Below are 1006 nucleotides of genomic sequence, written 5' to 3' on the forward strand. Positions count from 1 at the left end.
CGCGCCATTGGCATGATATCTAGCCTCACCTCCGCTACCTACGCCGCTCTGCACACTCATACCCCACACGACGCTCTGCCGCGCTCGCCGACGTGCCCGCGTGCCGGATGCCGGGGTCCCACGACACCCCGCTCGCGTCCACCGAGGTTCCAGGAGCGGGGCGTGGTGACGCCGAGAGCGCAGGATTCTGGAACCCCCGCAGACCGGTCCGCGCGCGCCGCTCACCGGGCGCACGGCCCACGGACGACGGGAGGCACGGTGCCGTCCGGCACCGCGCCTCCCGTCGACCTACCGGCGAGCGCCTACGGCCAGCTCGGCTCCGTCGCGGGCATGATCGACATCTCGCGGATCTCGCAGCCGGCCGGCTGCGACAGCGCGAACAGGATCGAGTTCGCCACGTACTCCGGCTCGATGAGCTGCGCGTCCGGGCCCGGCTTGTACTGCTCGGTGCGCCCCTCGAAGAACGCGGTGCGCATGCCGGCGGGGATGATGTTCGTCACGCCGATGCGGCCGGCGGTCTCCGCCGCGAGTGCCTGCGAGAAGCCGCGGACGCCGAACTTCGACGCCGAGTACGCGGTGCCGTCGCCGACGCCGCGCAGGGCGAGCGACGACGAGATCGTGACGACCCGGCCGTGCGTCGCCTCGAGGGCGGGCAGCGCGGCCCGCACGACGGCGGCGGTGCCGAGCAGGTTCACGCCGACGATCCGCTCCCAGTCGCCGGACGAGATGGCACCGATCGGGGCCGGGGTGTCGATGCCGGCCGCGGTGACGACCGCGTCGAGGCCGCCGTGGCGCTCCGCCGCCTCGCGGACGGCGCGCTCGGTCGCCTCGGTGTCCGTGACGTCCACGGCGACGGCGTCGGTGCCCTCCGGCACGGCGTCGACGCGCAGGTCGAGGACGATCGGGGTGCCGCCGGCCTCGGCGACGGCGGCGACGACCGCCGCGCCGAGACCCGAGGCACCGCCGGTGACGAGGACGCGGCCGATGGGGGTGGTGGGGACGGGCA

Annotated in this window: 1 protein-coding gene; it reads right to left on the bottom strand. The window is 74.7% G+C overall.

Features of this window, described 5'->3' with window-relative positions; all coding sequences use genetic code 11:
* Positions 1–302: 302 nt before the first annotated feature.
* Positions 303–1006: SDR family oxidoreductase (locus tag H7A69_RS17205; RefSeq protein ID WP_310648896.1), on the bottom strand; the 704-nt coding region annotated here is incomplete at its 5' end.

The organism is Curtobacterium sp. ME26 (assembly GCF_903970945.1).
Classification (GTDB): Bacteria; Actinomycetota; Actinomycetes; order Actinomycetales; family Microbacteriaceae; genus Curtobacterium; species Curtobacterium citri.